The organism is Sulfitobacter litoralis (assembly GCF_900103185.1).
Lineage (GTDB): Bacteria > Pseudomonadota > Alphaproteobacteria > Rhodobacterales > Rhodobacteraceae > Sulfitobacter > Sulfitobacter litoralis.
Map to the genome: position 1 here is coordinate 220,437 of NZ_FNJD01000003.1, position 14,655 is coordinate 235,091.

15 protein-coding genes are annotated in these 14,655 nt (G+C 55.4%); 9 read left to right on the forward strand and 6 right to left on the reverse strand.

Features of this window, described 5'->3' with window-relative positions; genetic code table 11:
* The first annotated feature begins 97 nt into the window (after positions 1–97).
* The 3 genes from BLQ98_RS04435 (at position 98) to BLQ98_RS04445 (ending at position 1,731) form a co-directional block, all read left to right on the forward strand.
* Positions 98–907, forward strand: coding sequence for a response regulator (locus tag BLQ98_RS04435; RefSeq protein ID WP_093732134.1), 810 nt, complete (start codon positions 98–100; stop codon positions 905–907).
* Between the two features lie 144 nt (positions 908–1,051).
* Positions 1,052–1,354, forward strand: coding sequence for an ElaB/YgaM/YqjD family protein (locus BLQ98_RS04440; protein WP_237272564.1), 303 nt, complete (start codon positions 1,052–1,054; stop codon positions 1,352–1,354).
* Complete coding sequence (locus BLQ98_RS04445; RefSeq protein WP_093732136.1) at positions 1,354–1,731, forward strand: hypothetical protein; 378 nt, start codon at positions 1,354–1,356, stop codon at positions 1,729–1,731. Before BLQ98_RS04440 ends, BLQ98_RS04445 begins: the two co-directional genes overlap by 1 nt.
* On the opposite strand, the gene BLQ98_RS04450 is transcribed toward BLQ98_RS04445, so the two are convergent.
* A complete protein-coding gene (locus BLQ98_RS04450; RefSeq protein ID WP_093732137.1) occupies positions 1,694–2,050 on the reverse strand; it encodes a hypothetical protein in 357 nt (118 codons plus the stop codon). The two genes, BLQ98_RS04445 and BLQ98_RS04450, sit on opposite strands and share 38 nt — an antisense overlap.
* 83 nt (positions 2,051–2,133) lie before the next feature.
* Between BLQ98_RS04450 and BLQ98_RS04455 the strand changes: the two genes are divergently transcribed.
* Entirely contained in the window at positions 2,134–2,862 is a 729-nt protein-coding gene (locus BLQ98_RS04455) for a Crp/Fnr family transcriptional regulator (RefSeq protein WP_093732138.1), read from the forward strand.
* Positions 2,863–2,865: 3 nt separating this feature from the next.
* Here the strand turns inward: BLQ98_RS04455 and BLQ98_RS04460 are convergent, their stop codons facing one another.
* Both BLQ98_RS04460 and BLQ98_RS04465 read right to left on the reverse strand, forming a co-directional pair.
* Positions 2,866–3,792, reverse strand: coding sequence for a YihY/virulence factor BrkB family protein (locus BLQ98_RS04460; RefSeq protein ID WP_237272562.1), 927 nt, complete (start codon positions 3,790–3,792; stop codon positions 2,866–2,868).
* Between the two features lie 53 nt (positions 3,793–3,845).
* Positions 3,846–4,697 carry a formate/nitrite transporter family protein gene (locus BLQ98_RS04465; protein ID WP_093732139.1) on the reverse strand — a complete coding sequence of 284 codons (852 nt, stop codon included), beginning with the start codon at positions 4,695–4,697 and terminating at the stop codon, positions 3,846–3,848.
* A gap of 120 nt (positions 4,698–4,817) precedes the next feature.
* Between BLQ98_RS04465 and BLQ98_RS04470 the strand changes: the two genes are divergently transcribed.
* Together BLQ98_RS04470 and BLQ98_RS04475 are read left to right on the forward strand one after the other, a co-directional pair.
* Positions 4,818–6,068, forward strand: a complete 1,251-nt coding sequence (locus BLQ98_RS04470; protein ID WP_093732140.1) for an aminotransferase class V-fold PLP-dependent enzyme — start codon at positions 4,818–4,820, stop codon at positions 6,066–6,068.
* Positions 6,069–6,168: 100 nt separating this feature from the next.
* On the forward strand, positions 6,169–7,449 hold the full coding sequence (locus BLQ98_RS04475) for an acetylornithine deacetylase/succinyl-diaminopimelate desuccinylase family protein (protein WP_093732141.1): 1,281 nt from the start codon (positions 6,169–6,171) through the stop codon (positions 7,447–7,449).
* Positions 7,450–7,464: 15 nt separating this feature from the next.
* Here the strand turns inward: BLQ98_RS04475 and BLQ98_RS04480 are convergent, their stop codons facing one another.
* Positions 7,465–8,736: an Hsp70 family protein gene (locus tag BLQ98_RS04480; protein WP_093732155.1), complete on the reverse strand. Its 1,272-nt coding sequence runs from the start codon at positions 8,734–8,736 to the stop codon at positions 7,465–7,467.
* A 143-nt stretch (positions 8,737–8,879) separates the two neighbouring features.
* On the opposite strand from BLQ98_RS04480, the gene BLQ98_RS04485 reads away from it, so the two are divergent.
* On the forward strand, positions 8,880–10,358 hold the full coding sequence (locus tag BLQ98_RS04485) for an ABC transporter substrate-binding protein (RefSeq protein ID WP_093732142.1): 1,479 nt from the start codon (positions 8,880–8,882) through the stop codon (positions 10,356–10,358).
* Between the two features lie 75 nt (positions 10,359–10,433).
* On the opposite strand, the gene BLQ98_RS04490 is transcribed toward BLQ98_RS04485, so the two are convergent.
* Together BLQ98_RS04490 and BLQ98_RS04495 are read right to left on the reverse strand one after the other, a co-directional pair.
* A complete protein-coding gene (locus BLQ98_RS04490; RefSeq protein ID WP_093732143.1) occupies positions 10,434–12,200 on the reverse strand; it encodes a type I secretion system permease/ATPase in 1,767 nt (588 codons plus the stop codon).
* 125 nt (positions 12,201–12,325) lie between these two features.
* On the reverse strand, positions 12,326–13,546 hold the full coding sequence (locus BLQ98_RS04495) for an O-antigen ligase family protein (RefSeq protein WP_244148370.1): 1,221 nt from the start codon (positions 13,544–13,546) through the stop codon (positions 12,326–12,328).
* Positions 13,547–13,798: 252 nt separating this feature from the next.
* Here BLQ98_RS04495 and BLQ98_RS04500 point away from each other — a divergent pair, with 252 nt between their 5' ends.
* Entirely contained in the window at positions 13,799–14,338 is a 540-nt protein-coding gene (locus tag BLQ98_RS04500) for a hypothetical protein (protein ID WP_093732145.1), read from the forward strand.
* A gap of 56 nt (positions 14,339–14,394) precedes the next feature.
* A partial coding sequence (locus BLQ98_RS04505) for a transposase (protein ID WP_141135301.1) occupies positions 14,395–14,655 on the forward strand: 261 nt, incomplete at its 3' end.

Genomic DNA, 14,655 nt, shown 5'->3' on the forward strand with positions numbered 1-14,655 from the left:
CTGCCTTCTCTAAATACTATATATATACATATGACATGGAACCAAACTTAACGTTAGGGGGTTTGGTTCCAGAAATATTTTAAAAGGACGACAATAAATGACGGATGTCACCGAAACACCAAGTGTCAGCGATGCGTTGGGTGAATGCCTTCCTTACCTGCGTCGCTACGCGCGCGCGCTTACCGGTAGCCAAAACAGCGGCGATGCTTTTGCAGCCGCGTCGCTCGAAGCGATCCTGACAGATCGGTCGGTTCTGGATGGTGTCGATACGCGTACAGGTGTTTTTCGGGTGTTATACGGCATTTGGGCCAGTGCCGGTGCACCTGTTGAAGAAGGCGAAAGCGGCCTCCGGGCCAAAGCGCAAAAACACCTCGCTAAGCTGACCAACCACAGCCGCGAAGCGTTGCTGCTTCACACGATTGAAGGGTTTTCTTTCAAAGAGGTCGGTCAAATCATCGGCGTTGAAGAAAGCGAAGCCAGCCAGCTGGTGCAGATTGCGCGCCGTGAGATGGCCGATAGTGTAACCGGTTCGGTCATGATCATCGAAGACGAGGCGATTATCGCGATGGATATCGAATCTATCGTTGCCGAGATGGGTCACCGGGTCACCGGTGTTGCACGCACACGCGAAGAGGCCGTAAAACTAGGCAAGGCTGACGTGCCGGACCTGATCCTCGCCGACATTCAATTGGCCGATAACTCCTCCGGTATCGATGCGGTCAACGACCTGCTGCGCGATCTGGGCAACCGTCCGGTTATCTTCATCACGGCCTTCCCCGAACGCCTGCTGACCGGTGACAAGCCCGAGCCCGCGTTCCTGATCTCTAAACCATATACTGTGGATCAGGTTGTTTCCGCGGTTTCGCAGGCGATGTTCTTCTCTTCGACAGAGACGCTGAACAGCTAAGCTCCGCCATGTGAACGAACAAAAGACCACGGGTTCCACCGTGGCCTTTTTTTATGCGCGATGTGCCACGTGAAACACATTGCGTCGGAACTTATGCCCACAGGACGCGTTTGGTTGGTGAACACATGAATATTGGAGATCACCATGGCCAAGGACGTAACCACCACAAAAGCGCTGTCTGTCGATGACATTTCGGTCCAACTGAGCGTTTTGAAAGACGATATTGCGTCTCTGACAAGCACGATGGCCGATCTGACCAAAGCCAAAAGCGCCGAAGCCGCCTCGACGGCGAAGTCCACCGCTCAGGATATGGCAAACTCCGGACGCGATAAGGCGCTAGAAGCTCAGAAAACTGCCGAAGATTTTGTACGCACTCAACCCACTGCCGCCTTAGGCATCGCTGCGGGTGTTGGGTTCATCGCCGGTCTGTTCGCGACCCGCCGCTAATGTTCGAATATGTGACAGATAGGGTTGCCCTCAAGGCGACCCGAACTGCGCAAACCGCAGCAATTGGTTTCGGCGCGATGCTTTGCCTGATTGTAGGTGGGGCATTTCTCGCAGTCGCCTTCTGGCTATTTCTGCTAACGTTTACTTCGGCCTTGGTGGCGTGCCTAATTCTGGGAAGTTTGCTCTTTGGGCTAGGTCTTGTTCTGATCGCTGCCCTGTCAATTCGCGCCCGTGCAATTCGGCGTCAGAAGCGCGAAGCGGCCTTGCGAGCGCAAGCAATGCAACAAGCCCAAGTGACTGGCGGCGTGGGCGGAATTGCTGCGATCATTATGGCTTTCGTCAACGGTCTGAACGCAGGGAAGCAAGCGCGTCACTAATGCCTTGCATCATAGTTTCATTGGTGAAAGGCCGGTCGACAACGGAATAGACATATTGTTCGGGAAGCGCCTGACCTTGGCCATATAAGACATAAGCCACGTTGGTCTTAGGTAGATCATAGGCAAAAAGCTCTGCCAAATCGTGTCTTGTTCCAGAAACAAGCGCAACCGCTTGGGCAGAACAGCTGCGCAGATCTTCGACAAAAGCCGTCAGGCTTTCGGACACAAACAAGGCAGTGCAGCCGCATGCCTGTTCAAGGATATCGACCACATCGGCCCGAACAATCGGGTCTGTATCAAAGACGAAAAAAGGAATCACAGCGCGCCTTTCTGTTGACGCAAGTGTAGCAAACTCTATCCGGCATCGCGTTAAACTATGACATACGAGTTAGGAATTTTTTAATGGGTATCGATTGTCGTTATTGTCCTCTGCACAAAAAGGACGCCTTTGTCACAATGACACGGGAAGAGCTCGAATTCATGAAGAAATTCAAGGTCGGCGAGCTGTCCGTTGATCCCGGCACCACGATCCTGATGCAAGGATCAAACTCCCCCCAACTCTATACTGTGCTTTCAGGCATGGGGATTCGCCATAGGTCGCTGGACAATGGTGAACGACAGGTCATAAATTTTGTTTTCCCCGGAGATTTCCTTGGGCTACAGGCCGGTATGCTAGGCGAAATGGGGCATAGCATTGATGCGCGCACCCATATGCGTATGTGTGTATTCAACCGATCCGACTTTTGGACCTTTTTCCGCAGCAACCCCAACCGTGCCTTTGACATCACGTGGCTCGCTGCAATCGAGGAACATTTTCTCGGCGAGACGCTGGCCACTGTCGGTCAACGCACTGCCTTGCAAGCCGTGTCATGGGCGATGCTCAAGTTCTTTGAACGCGGTATGGGGCTGGGTATGGTCACCAACAATACGATGACCCTTCCCTTTACGCAGCGTGATCTGGCGGACGCTTTGGGCCTGTCCCTGGTTCACACCAACAAAACCCTTGCAAAGCTGCGCGATCAGCAGCTTGCATCATGGTCCGATCAAGTGCTGCAGGTTAATGATCTGGATAAGCTCGCCGACGTTGCCGAGACGGAACGAAGCAAACCGACAAAACGCCCGTTGATGTAGCCGTTATTCCTCTGAAAAACCGACCAGATTATCCGCAACATACGCGCCCCGGTTCCCGCGCGGACGATCAGGCCCGATGGTGCTGTCAGGACGTGTGCGCAGTTCCACCTGTGCGTTCCACGAGGCCCCCATCAATACCAAAAAGCTGCTGATCCACAGCCAGACCAGCATGGCGATGACAGCCCCGATGGACCCGTAGACCTGATTGTAATTCCCGAAATTCGCCACGTAATAGCTAAAGGCGATCGACACGACGGCCCATGAAAATACCGCAAAGACGGCACCCCATGTAAGCCAGCCGATCCGCGCGGCACGACGGTTCGGACCAAATCGGTAAAGTACGCCCACACCGGCCAGCAGGACCGTGATTGCGATGCTCCACCGGATGACCTCTGCCACGAAATAACCGAACACGCCCATCGGGATAAACGACAGGACGATCGGCGCAATCACCACCGTCACAAGTGCGATCAATCCGACCAGCACCAAGGTTGCCGTCAGCGTAAGTGCGCGGAAATAATGTCGTGCGGCATTCCTGTTTCGCTCACTATAGACGCTGTTCAAACCGATCATCATCGCGCCAACGCCCGCTCGCGCCGACCACATCGCCACCAGAACAGAGACCGCACCCGCCCAGCCGAGCTTGCCAGTGCTGGTCGTCACCAAAGACACAACCTGATCGTTCAAAATATCATAGACATCATTCGGCAGCAGGCCACGCATGTCCTCAAGCTGGGCAATGACAACGACCGGGTCCGAGATCAGGCTAAGGATCGTGACCAACGCCGCAATCGCCGGAAACAACGACAGCATTGCATAAAATGCCACCCCCGCAGCGATCAGCGATACGTTTTTATCGGCGATATCAACCAGCGCAGCCTTCAACGCGTCCCAGTACAGCTTGAAGATGCCCACCGATTTTTCTGCCAAAAGCCCTGATCCTTGTCTTCTGCAGCCGCTACAGCTACCGCATCAATTATTCGCTACTTGTCTTCTTCTACCTCATCGCGCACTTGACCCCAAGCCACGAGCGTAAAGATGATCGTTCCTCCGACAATGTTGCCCGCAAGCACCGGTAGGAAAAACTCGAACACCGCTGCAAATACGCCAAGCTGACCGTTCAGGATCATCACCGCCATCTCAACCGATCCCGCAACAATATGCGCAAAATCCCCTGCCGCGATGAGCCATGTGAATACCAAGATCAGGAAAAAAGACGTCTCATCCGCCTGCGGCATCATCCAAACAATGAGCGCCACAATCACTCCCGCCGGTATTGCCCGCCAGAACCCCTGATAGGCCCCCATGCTGGTTGCGTGATGCGACAGGTCAAGTATCGCCGACAGCACGTCGGGCGAGATCGCTGGCGTCCATAGGAACAGCATCGCGGCGGCAAATGCGCCCACCACATTCGCTGCCAGTACGACCCCCCACAGTCGCAACATGCACATCAGCGAATGCCATGTCTTAGCCCGCATGATGGGCAAAACGGTCGTAATGGTATTTTCGGTAAACAACTGCATCCGGCCCATGATTACGGCCAGAAACCCCAGCGAATAGCCCAGATTTTCGATCAAAAACCGGTGCGGCGTATCGGGCAGATAGGTGCGAAACACCGCCTCGCCCAGAACCGACAGGCTGATCATGATACCAGCGGCGATGCCCGACCAGATCAAAGACCGCTTACTGCGCGCCAGCTCTTCCTCGCCCTCGCGGCGGATAACCTCGTAAATCAGCTTGGGCGACAGGGCCGTCGCTTCGCTCACAGATTTCTCTTCGGCCTGCGCGTCTTGCGATTTCTTGCGCGAAACCCTGCGTTGAATAAGAGGGGCCATGTTTGCGCTCCTGAAAAAGGCTAAGGAATAGGGCCGAGGCCTTAAAATACCATTGTTATCCAGCCTCAAACTAGCGCAGAAACTGCATAAGCACACAATTTAACGTAGCGGAGCGCTAGAATGTTCACCGATAACCCCAAAGTCATGACAGCAATCCGCGACAGCTTTGCCCATGTAGACAACTGCCCGTTTCAGGGTCCGCGCGTGTTTTTCGAAAACGCTGGCGGCGCGCTAACGCTGAAATCTGTCGTCGATACTTCTGCCAAATTCGCGGCGATCCCTGACAACCAAGGCCGCGATAATCCGGCATCCCATGCGCTGGTCGATGTTATCAAAAAGGCTCGCGCCGACATGGCGCTGTTCTTTAACGCCCCCGTCGGGCAGTTCTTTGTTGGCGAAAGCGGAACCGAGCTGTCGTTCCGTCTGATCCGCACCGCGGTCATGGGCAGCGCCCCCGGTGCCGTCATCGGGTCCACCGTCGAACACCCCGCTTCGCGCAGCGCCGCGCAACACTGGGCCGATGTGGCAGGCAAACCATATATCAGCGTGCCCCACGACAACGCGACAGGACAGGTCACGCCCGATGCCTATGCTGCCTTGATGACATCCGAGGTACGGGTCGCTACAATTTTGCACACCTCGCCAGTTACAGGAATTGCCAACGATGTGGCGGGCATCAGCGCCGCGATCCGCGCCGTCTCTCCCGACGCCTTTATCTTTGTTGATGGCATCCAACACGCCAGCCACGGCCATATCGACATCGCCAGCTATGATATCGATGGATATGTCATCTCGCCGTACAAACTGTTCTCGCGCCACGGCTATGGCATCGCCTGGGCCTCTGATCGCCTTTCATCGCTGCCGATTGAAACACTGGCAAACGGTCCCGCTGGCAACTGGGAAATGGGCACCCGAGACACAGGAGCCTATGCGACATTTTCGGATGTGGTGCGTTATTTTGACTGGCTGGGGGCGCAAGTATCCGACGCCAGCGATCCGCGCGCACGTATCGAGGCCGCCGCGGCTGCAATTCACACGCATGAGCATCAGCTTACCAACGCGCTGATGTTCGGTAACGGCAACCTTGCGGGACTAGCTGATCTGGCGGGCGTCACCATCCTTGGCGGAACAGACAACCCCGACCGCGAGGGGTTGGTATCGTTCACCCTCGACACGCTGCCCGCTGCAGATATCGTGTCAAAGCTCAACGCCCAAGGCATCCGGACCCATGTGCGCAAGGCCGATCACTACTCCGGCAATATCCTTACGCCGCTGGGGCTGGATGCTGCGGTACGCGTTTCTCTGTGCCATTACAATTCGATGGACGAAGTCCGCGCCCTGCTCACCGCGATAAAAGACATCGCCGCATAAACGTCCGTTCGCGGCTTCATTTTGCAAAATAAACTCAAATCCGACGGGGCAACTTCAAACTTCGCTTGCCATATATGAACGCCCGTTCAAACATGGCACCATGACAAGCACACTCTCTACCGCAATTATCGCCAAGCGCGACGACCTGATCGCCCTGACCCAAGATTTGATCCGCATCCCGACGTTGAACCCGCCGGGGCAGGACTATCGTTTGATCTGCGAATACCTCGATACCCGTCTGCGCAAGCACGGGTTCGAGACGCAGTTGATCCGCGCGTTTGGCACCCCCGGCGACAGCGAAAAATACCCCCGCTGGAACATCATCGCCCGTCGCGAAGGGCGCAGGGCCGGCGAATGCGTGCATTTTAACAGCCATACCGACGTGGTCGAGGTGGGCGCGGGTTGGACGTTCGACCCATTCGGGGCGGAAATCTCGGATGGCAAGATATACGGGCGCGGCACCTGCGATATGAAGGGCGGGCTGGCGGCCTCAATCATCGCGGCGGAAGCCTTTATCGAACAACATCCCGACTTTAGCGGGGCCATCGAAATTTCTGGCACGGCGGATGAGGAATCCGGCGGCTATGGTGGCGTCGCCTACCTGGCAGAACACGGGCATTTCAACCCTGACCGCGTGCAGCACGTGATCATCCCCGAGCCGTTGCAAAAAGACCGTATCTGTCTGGGTCACCGCGGCGGCTGGTGGGCCGAGATCGAAACCAAGGGCGAAATCGCCCACGGCTCGATGCCGTTTCTAGGCGACTGCGCCGTGCGCCACATGGGCGCGGTGCTGTCCGAGTTCGAAAACAAGCTTTTCCCCGCCATGGCCGCCCGTCACACAGACATGCCCGTGGTCCCCGAAGGGGCGCGCAGTTCAACTATGAACATCAATTCGATACACGGTGGACAAAAGGAAAACGATGCGGACTTTGACGGGTTACCGGCGCACTGCGTCCCCGACAGCTGCCGCATTACCATCGACCGGCGCTTTTTGCTGGAAGAACCGCTGGATCAGGTGCGCGGCGAAGTGCGCGCGCTGCTGGAAGGGCTACGCGAAACACGGGTCGATTTTGACTATGAGCTGACAGAACTGAACTCTGTCATGCCGTCGATGACCGACCGTGATGCGCCGGTCGTGCAAACCGTCGCCCATGCGATCGAGGATATCATGGGCAAACCCCCTGAATATGTTGCCTCCCCCGGGTCATACGACCAGAAACACATCGACCGGATCGGCAAGCTCAAAAATTGCATCGCCTATGGCCCCGGCCTGCTAGAGCTAGCGCATAAGCCGGATGAATACATCGGCATCGACGATATGGTCGACAGCGCCTGCGTGATGGGGGCCGCGCTAGAGACGCTGCTGCTTTCGAAAGAATAGCGTCAGCCCGCACCGTCAAAGGTCGGAAAATGCGTGTGGCGCTGCGATAGCGAGCCCATCGACGATTGCTGTCATCGCAGCCCCCCGATGCACCTCCGCCTGGGGGAAGGCGTCGCGCATGGCGCGGTCGATGACCCCCATCAGACTAGACCCGCCAACAAAGATCAGTTTGGTCACGGCGTCGGTCTCTACCTCCGCCTGCGCCGCCAGATCGGTCGCCACCTGAGCAACCTCTGTCGACATCCCCGACAAGGTCGTAGCCATCATCGCTTGCGGCAACGGCACCGTCAGCCCGCGCTCGACGATCTTTAGGTCGATTTGTGGCGGGGCGCTGGCATCAGGGTCATTGGCGGCAATTTTTCCAGCCTCGACGGCAAAGGCCATGTCGTGGCCAAGCTCGTCTTCCAGGACACGGGCAAGGCGGTTCAACAGCTCGGGCTCTACCGCGTATTTCACCAGATCCTCAACGGCGCGGCGTTGTTCGCGGGTATAAAGGAACGGAATTTTCTGCCACGTCGCCAGATCGGCAAATACGGCATGCGGCGCCGCGTGGGTTTCATCACCGAACACATGCTTGATCTGGCTGCCCATCCCCAGATGCGGCATCACGTGCTGAAGGCTCAGTTCCCGATCAAAATCCGTACCGCCAATGCGAACGCCTTTGCTTGCGAGGATATGAATGCCGGCGTCACCTTCCTGCCGAAACAGGGTAAAGTCAGAGGTACCGCCGCCAATATCGACGATCAGCCCCAGATCGCCAGGCTCTAATACAGCGCGGTTGGCCAGTGCCGCGGCCTCTGGTTCGGGCATAAAACGGACGTCTTTGAAGCCGGCTTGGGTATAGCATTCGGTCAGATCCACCAACGCCTGCGCATCCCGCGCGGGATCGGCGCTATGGAACATCACGGGCCGCCCGGACAGCGCTCGATCAAACTGCTGGCCGGTGGCGCGCTCTGCTTTTGCTTTCAACTCCGCTAGAAAGCTCGCCACAATGGCGATGAAATCCATGCGCTTGCCCAACAAGACACGGCTTTCCCGCATCAACGGTGTGCCCAGCAGACTTTTGAGCGCGCGCATATACCGCCCGTCCTCGCCGCCGATCAGCGCCTTTTGGGCACCGCGCCCATAAATGATGCGCTTTTCCTCATTATCGAAAAACAGCGCGGTCGGCAGTGTGTTCTGCCCCGCCTCGACGTTGATCAGGTGCGGCACGCCGTCTATCGCATAGCCGACGGCAGAGTTCGACGTCCCGAAATCAATACCCAAAGTGGTAGATATCGTAGCCATGGTGCGCCCCTGCAAAACCTCAAAAAACGGCGCATAAACCGCAGACAGGCAAGGCACAACCGATAATTGTCCAGCGAACCCGACGCTGGTCAAACCTGACAGAACTGGTTAACATTTTTTATTATTTCCAACAGGAGGGATATATGGCCCATCTTCGCAAACTTATCATAGGCACCTGCGCTGCCGCGCTGATGGCCAGTGGCGTCGCTGCGAAAAGCGATATCACCGTCGCGATGCAGCTTGAACCACCGCATCTGGACCCAACCAGCGCCGCGGCGGGGGCTATTGATTCTGTGCTTTATTCCAACGTTTTCGAAGGCTTAACGCGGTTCATGGGGGACGGATCAATCGTACCCGGACTTGCGCAATCTTGGGAAATCGCTGACGATGGCCTAACCTATACGTTCAAGTTGCAAAGCGGTGTGACCTTTCACGACGGCACGACGATGGACGCCGCCGACGTTAAATTTTCACTTGATCGGATCAATGCCGAAGACAGCGCAAATGCCCAAAAAGCGCTATTCGCCGCGATTTCCGAGGTGACCATCGTTGACCCCTCCACCGTTGAAATCAAACTGTCCAAGCCGGATGGAAACCTGTTGTTCAACCTCGCATGGGGCGACGCGGTGATTGTGGCTCCCGAAAGCATCGACAACATCAAACAGCTGCCCATCGGGACCGGCGCGTTCAAATTCACCAGCTGGACCCAGGGCGACAATATCCGCATTGAAAAGAACCCGAATTATTGGGGGACACCGGCTGCGCTGGACATGGCCACGTTTAAATTCATCTCTGATCCGACGGCCGCATTTGCGTCGATGATGGCGGAAGATGTCGACGTTTTCGTCAGCTTCCCCGCCCCTGAAAACCTGCCGCAGTTCGAAGCGGACCCCCGGTTTCAAGTGCTTGTCGGATCATCCGAGGGCGAGACAATTCTGGCGATGAACAACAAGCAGCCTCCGTTTGATAATCCGAAGGTCCGCGAAGCGGTAGCGCACGCCATTGACCGACAAGCCATCATCGACGGGGCAATGTTCGGATATGGCACGCCCATCGGCACACATTTCGCGCCCCACAATCCAGCCTACGTCGACCAAACCGCGCTGAGCATGTATGACGTCGACAAATCCAAAGCGCTACTCGCCGAAGCCGGCTTTGCCAATGGGTTTGAAACCACACTGGATCTGCCGCCCCCTTCGTATGCCCGTCGCGGCGGGGAAATCATCGCCGCGCAACTCGCCGAAGTCGGTATCACCGCCAAGATCAACAACGTAGAATGGGCCCAGTGGCTGGAAACAGTGTTCAAGGGCAAGAATTTTGGTCTGACCATCGTTAGCCACACCGAGCCGATGGACATCGGCGTCTATGCCAACCCCGACTACTACTTTCAGTACGACAATCCCGACTTCCAAACGTTAATGGCCAAGTTGAACACAACGACAGACCCCGACATGCGCAACGATGTCCTGGGCGAGGCACAAACCATGATCTCTCAGGATTACGTCAACGGGTTCCTCTTCCAGCTTGCTTCGCTCTCTGTCGCTAAGGCGGGACTAACCGGGCTTTGGCGCAACGCACCGACACAGGCTGTCGATCTGACCGGAGTTTCCTGGACGGACTGATGTAACAAGCATGCTGCTTTAGAGGGCATTGGGCGCAGCATGCAGAGCCCAATGCCGTCGATCGTATGAACAAGGTCATCTATTCCCCACCTGTGAAGTATCATTTCCGCGCGAGGGCAACGCCCTAACCTTAGCCGCGACCCGCGCCGGATATGGCTGCCCCAGGACTTCCTCTGTCGGGCCGAACCGTTTCATGCGCCCGTCAGATAGGATTAATACCTTATTCAAAGCCGAAATTGCGCAAGGCTGACGCGCTGTAATCACCACCGTGCAGTTTCTGTTCCGCATATGGCGTGTGACCTCGTGCACGATTTCTTCGACATCAGGGCAGCGGCAAAGGGATCGGCGAGGATCATCCATCACGATGAGCGCAGGGTCGAAAACTAAGGTTCGTGCCAAGCCGATTTTCTGCAGCTGTGCTTGGCTCAGAACCGATTGCTCCCCCCTCCCTAAAAATGTCGAATAGCCGTCGGGGAGCGCCATAATCTCATCATGCACCCGAGCAAGCTTGGCCGCGTTGATAGCCTGCGTATCTGTGGCTTCGGCGCGGAACCTCGAGATGTTGTCAAAGATCGTAGCCGGCAAAAGCTCCACCACCTCAGGCAGATAGCCGATGGCAGGACCGATCTGGGAAGACGGCCAGAGACTTAGTTTGACTGCATCAAAACGGACCTCACCGGAGGTCGGCGGCGAGATACCTACTAAGAGCTTTGCCAACGCGCTTTTCCCTGCGTCGAGACCCCCTAGAATACACAGGCCATCTCCTGGCTGCAGGTCGAACGTGATGTCCTGTAGGCTATATTGTGAACCGTCCCCCCGCGGAGGGGCTGGTGTCTGAGAAACAGATGAAACCGATATGCGCCCTGTCGGCGCGGGGAGCTCAACCGCTTCGAGCGTCGGCGCATAGTGTTCAAAATAGGTATGTAGCTGTCGATGTGCGGCCCAACCGCCAGCGATTAGCCGCCAGCCACCGGTGATTTGGTCAATGGGTGCCAGTACGCGCCCTGCCAAGATGGATGCCGCCATAATCATCCCAGCGGAAATTTTTCCCTGAATAACAAGAACAGCACCCACCGTCAGGATCGCCGATTGCAACATCAGTCGAAATGTTTTGCTAAAGGCTGCCAGCGCTTCAGGGGCAAAATGCAACCGTTGGTGCCAAACCAGGCTACTGCGCTGCAATCCTAGCCAATATGCCGCAAGATCATCCTCCATACGCATGGCGCGCAATGGCTCGGTCAGTCGGCGGCTTTGATATGACATATCAGTGAGAATAGTGTCTTGAGCGACAGAGGCGATACCTGTTCTACGCGTCAACCAGCGGCCGAACACCACCATGCCACAGGCCAGCGCAGCCGCTGCGAGAACCATTGTCCCCAGCCATGGATGAATGAGATACAGCGCCACCAGGAATATCGGTACAAACGGCATATCACACACGCACACGAATGCAGGGCTGGACAACAATCGCCTAAGGTGAACCAGCTGCTGCAGAGGCGACAGCTCCCCTCCTCCCTGCGCGCGGCTATGCTCTTGAACGCTGATCCAATCACCAAAGCACGCCGCCCCAAGCGCAAGGTCCATGCGCACTGAAATGCGCGCCAAAAGCCGTTGCCTTGTGAGATCGAATAGGCCCAGAAAACAGTATAGAAGCAGCACAATCCCGAATAATCCAAGCAGGGTCACAATAGATCCGCTCGGCAAGACACGGTCGTATATCTGGATCATATAGATTGACCCAGTCAGCATCAAAAGATTTACTATCCCACTTATCGCGACGAGCAGCACTATCCCACCTGATTGAGCCTTTAACGCGATGCCATAGAGATTTAGCGTGGGCACGTTACCTATAATCCCAAATACAATTCGATCATTTTGGCCGGCAATTCTTCGCGACCCTGTATCTGAGTTAAAGGAATTTCCTTACTAGACTGCAAAATTTGGCGTCGGCTAAACGTCTGGATAGGTCAAATTGGATACTCTTCGTGCGGCGAACTCGGTGTTTCGTCCAACATCCAAAGCCCCGCTCCGAATACGAAAAAGACGAACCCGTAGATGGCACCCCAAATATGTACCGTGGTCAGCGATAGGCTTAGTCCGACGAAGCATAAAACCCAGCCACGTCGCATCTGTCGTAATGTAGGGTCCTCCTGGAAATTTATGCGGCCAACTCGCCAAAGTGCGAGTCCATAACCGACGGTCAGAAAAGCAAACGCGGGCAGCCCAAAACGCATTGCGATAAAAAGCCAAAAATTGTCGATACTTGTCGTGTGCATCCAGATCGGCTTAAGCCAATCATGCAGCCCAATCCCTGTCACCGGCGCACTCCAGATATTAACCATGCCCCATTGAAATATCGCCGACCTCCAATAGGCGCTTTGAGCCGAAAATGTGGCGTAGCTCATGAAAACTTGGATCGGTGCGCGATTAGAGATTAGATCAACGAGAATGTAGAGGGCCACCACACCGACTGAGAGAACAATCCACTTTTGCGCGAGTCTTCGACATAAGAAGCCCCATAGTATCAGACCTATCTGGACGAGAGCGGCGAGTAGTGCACCGCTGGAAAGGGACAGGAAACAACTGGCACAAATCACCGCCAGTATCATTAGCCGCAATCCAAAACTGTGCTGCCGCGCCAAGCCGACAAAATAGAGCGACGTGGCAATAGTGCAAAATAAGCCCCAGTGAATGGGATGTTCGAAAGCGAGCTGAACGCGCTCCAGTCCCATCCGGCGATCGATCGAAAGGTCAGGCGGCGTAGACAGACCTGTCATTTGCCAAAGCTGGATCGGAACCGACGTGCCGTTTTGGGATTCGATCACAGCGAGAGGAAAGCAGAGCACAATCAACGTCGTCAGAATTTTTATTAAGGCGGCAAAACTATGCCTGTCTCGGACATAGGCGCGTCCAATCAAGTAGCCCCCTAGGAACTCAACTCCAATGGACCCCGCGTTTTCCGTCGCTTGCTCGGGATTGTTAATCATTAAGGAGAGCCCAACCCACAAAAAATGTAGCAGGAACAAAATATCCGTTAGTTGGATGCGCCCGAAATGCCCACAAAACAAACGCACAGCAAGCGGTACGATGACGCAAGCCAGAAGGATCCTAGTGCCAGTCAGATAGACCGACCCGATGCTAAAGCCCGCCGGCAACAGCAACAAAAGCATATAGATAAGCACTACCATCGAGACAGGCGTGCTTCGGCCCATCAGGCGTCGCTTTGCCACGCAGCACCGTACTGGCATGTATTGGTATTTTAAATCCAAATCATAGTTGCCCTCTCAAAAGCTGCATCGGCGATTAGAACAACCCTGCGGGCTAAACATTAATATTACGTAAAAATTAATCCTGCTCCCGCCCGCTCCCTGTTCGAAGCAACGCTATCGGCTCACTGATATACCTCACGGCTTGAGCAAACTGATCGCAAGGGGCCGACTATGCAAATGACACTCGGTGTGGGGATGAAATTGGGGCAAACTGGGGCAGAGCCTTATGCTCTAAATTCTTTGCCCAATACAGAAATTTTGGCTGATGGCTGGCAAGTATTACAAAGCGACATGACGCATTATTTGAATGCGTCAGAACCCCAGGAATTGTTGGTTTCTCGCCCGGGATTTGATCGGTTTGCAACGCCGACCTTAGCTGAAACAACGGTCGATCTCACCGGTCGGGTCAGGCAGCCTTATCCTGATCAATCAAATTTTACGGACAACTCGATTGCTTGTTCCGAATTTGTTTACACCGCCGATAGTATTGAAGGTGCATCTAACCACAGCATGCGCTCAGCGCCCCAGCCAATTGCGATGTGGTTAAACCATGATCGCGAACGCGTTGTCAGCGTTACGCATGAACTACGTCTCGCAGTTGCGCACGCCCATGCTCGGGACGGGCAGCCCGTCGCTGCCGTCAAATTTATCGTCAAGGATGCCGTTGGAAATGAGGTAACCCAGTTAGCGACAATGGGTAATCCCCCCTAAAATTAGCGGTGTTCAAAAGTGGAATTTTCTCGGCAAGGTATCTGAGGAGATTTACGATGAAGAACGGACGATACAGCGACGCACAGATCATGGCAGTGTTGAAGCAGGCGGAGGGCGGTGTGCCGGTCTCTGAGCTGTGCCGTGAGCACGGAATGAGCAGCGCGAGTTTTTACAAATGGCGGGCTAAGTTTGGCGGCATGGATGCTTCACTGATATCCGAGATGAAGGATATGGCTGAGGAGAACCGCCGTCTGAAGCGCATGTATGCTGAGATAAGCATGCAGAATGATCTGCTGAAGGAAGCCCTTGGAAAAAAG

Excerpts from the sequence above, each read along its gene's own strand:
- BLQ98_RS04435 (WP_093732134.1), top strand. The coding sequence starts at position 98 with ATGACGGATGTCACCGAAACACCAAGTGTCAGCGATGCGTTGGGTGAA.
- BLQ98_RS04440 (WP_237272564.1), top strand. The coding sequence starts at position 1,052 with ATGGCCAAGGACGTAACCACCACAAAAGCGCTGTCTGTCGATGACATT.
- BLQ98_RS04445 (WP_093732136.1), top strand. The coding sequence starts at position 1,354 with ATGTTCGAATATGTGACAGATAGGGTTGCCCTCAAGGCGACCCGAACT.
- BLQ98_RS04455 (WP_093732138.1), top strand. The coding sequence starts at position 2,134 with ATGGGTATCGATTGTCGTTATTGTCCTCTGCACAAAAAGGACGCCTTT.
- BLQ98_RS04465 (WP_093732139.1), bottom strand. The coding sequence starts at position 4,697 with ATGGCCCCTCTTATTCAACGCAGGGTTTCGCGCAAGAAATCGCAAGAC.
- BLQ98_RS04470 (WP_093732140.1), top strand. The coding sequence starts at position 4,818 with ATGTTCACCGATAACCCCAAAGTCATGACAGCAATCCGCGACAGCTTT.
- BLQ98_RS04475 (WP_093732141.1), top strand. The coding sequence starts at position 6,169 with ATGACAAGCACACTCTCTACCGCAATTATCGCCAAGCGCGACGACCTG.
- BLQ98_RS04480 (WP_093732155.1), bottom strand. The coding sequence starts at position 8,736 with ATGGCTACGATATCTACCACTTTGGGTATTGATTTCGGGACGTCGAAC.
- BLQ98_RS04485 (WP_093732142.1), top strand. The coding sequence starts at position 8,880 with ATGGCCCATCTTCGCAAACTTATCATAGGCACCTGCGCTGCCGCGCTG.
- BLQ98_RS04495 (WP_244148370.1), bottom strand. The coding sequence starts at position 13,546 with ATGGTAGTGCTTATCTATATGCTTTTGTTGCTGTTGCCGGCGGGCTTT.
- BLQ98_RS04500 (WP_093732145.1), top strand. The coding sequence starts at position 13,799 with ATGCAAATGACACTCGGTGTGGGGATGAAATTGGGGCAAACTGGGGCA.